This is a genomic window from Mesorhizobium sp. M5C.F.Ca.IN.020.32.2.1 (assembly GCF_004023105.1).
Taxonomy (GTDB): Bacteria; Pseudomonadota; Alphaproteobacteria; order Rhizobiales; family Rhizobiaceae; genus Mesorhizobium; species Mesorhizobium wenxiniae.
The window spans coordinates 1-1,207 of sequence record NZ_RZSX01001297.1 but is presented as its reverse complement, the minus strand read 5'-3'; the positions used below and the strand labels follow the sequence as shown (position 1 = coordinate 1,207).

General features: G+C 61.7%; 2 protein-coding genes. Both read left to right on the top strand.

All coding sequences use genetic code 11. From position 1 onward, the window contains the following. Positions 1–358, top strand: a 358-nt coding sequence (locus EOA86_RS35400) for a glutaminase (protein ID WP_206630239.1), incomplete at its 5' end; no start/stop codon positions are given. Between the two features lie 432 nt (positions 359–790). Beyond that, positions 791–1,108: a Dabb family protein gene (locus EOA86_RS35395; protein WP_128345713.1), complete on the top strand. Its 318-nt coding sequence runs from the start codon at positions 791–793 to the stop codon at positions 1,106–1,108. Positions 1,109–1,207 lie beyond the last annotated feature (99 nt).

Here is a 1,207-nt window from a genome sequence, read left to right as displayed (position 1 = left end):
CCGTGTATTGGGTGCATACTTCCACCAATGCGCGATTGAGATGAATTGCGTGCAACTGGCGTGCGCGGGGCGTTTTCTCATTGGAGCGCCTGAGACAGCGCTCATTTCGGTAGAAAACGTCCGCCACATCAACGCGCTTATGATGACGTGCGGGCACTACGACGGCTCTGGCGAATTTGCCTGTCGGGTCGGGTTGCCGGGTAAGAGCGGCGTGGGCGGCGGTATTCTGGTCGTGGTCCCTGGACGCGCTTCAGTTGCGATCTGGTCGCCAGGGCTAAACGATCAGGGAAATTCTGCTCTCGGAACAACCGCGGCGGAGCGTCTGGCCCGACACATGGGGTGGACTGTGTTCTCTTAGGAGCCAGGTTCCACAATCGAGCGCACAATGCGATGGGCATGCATGAACGATACCCACCGCCATTCAGCGCCTTCAACATTTGCTTATCGTCCTGCGTATGCTGAAACTCGCGCCGGCACATGTGGGCACTGCGGCATCCGATCTGCCGGTTGGCTGCGTGCTGCTCGACGCGGCGCCGAACCCGTCGCGCAGGCAGTATCGCGAGCGCCGGGCCCAAGCCGGAGGAACCTGCACCCTTACGAGACCAATGCCGCGCGCCGCCTGGGAGTCGTCACGGTCCATCCTGTCCCATGGACTTCGCTTACCGGTTCGACTAGCTGGATCAAGAGGCGGCTTTGCCGCCAGCCGAAAAGGATGTCGAGGGTCATTTGCCCGCAACGAGGCTGCTGATAATGCTCGGCTCAATCAAATCGACCCGAGTCGGGCCTCTTTATGATCCGCCACATCGTCTTCTTCAGCGCCAAGTCCGGCGGCAATGTCGAGCGCATCCGTGATGGGCTGGCGCTCTTGACCAGGATTCCGCATGCAGCGCGCCTCGAGATCGCTCTCAACCGGAAGTCCGACCCGCTGAGCAAGGAAATCGACGTGGTCGTCTATGGGGAATTCGAAAGCGACGCCGAGCTGGCCGCCTACAAAGCGCACGAGCTCTATGCCGAAGCCATCAAGCGCGTGCGTCCGCTCCGTGAATTGCGGCTGGCAGCCGACTACGATGTTGCGACGGCCATTTCTCGCCTGGCGGGCGAAAGCTGAGCATCCGGACTGCCGGTGGTCGCCGTCGCCTTTGGCGCGCCAACGACGCTCCGCGGTGACGAGACCGGAACATTGTCGATCAGCCGCGTCTCTCCGAGC

What these genes read in the sequence shown, in the direction of transcription:
- EOA86_RS35395 (WP_128345713.1), top strand. Translation starts at nt 791, where the DNA reads ATGATCCGCCACATCGTCTTCTTCAGCGCCAAGTCCGGCGGCAATGTC.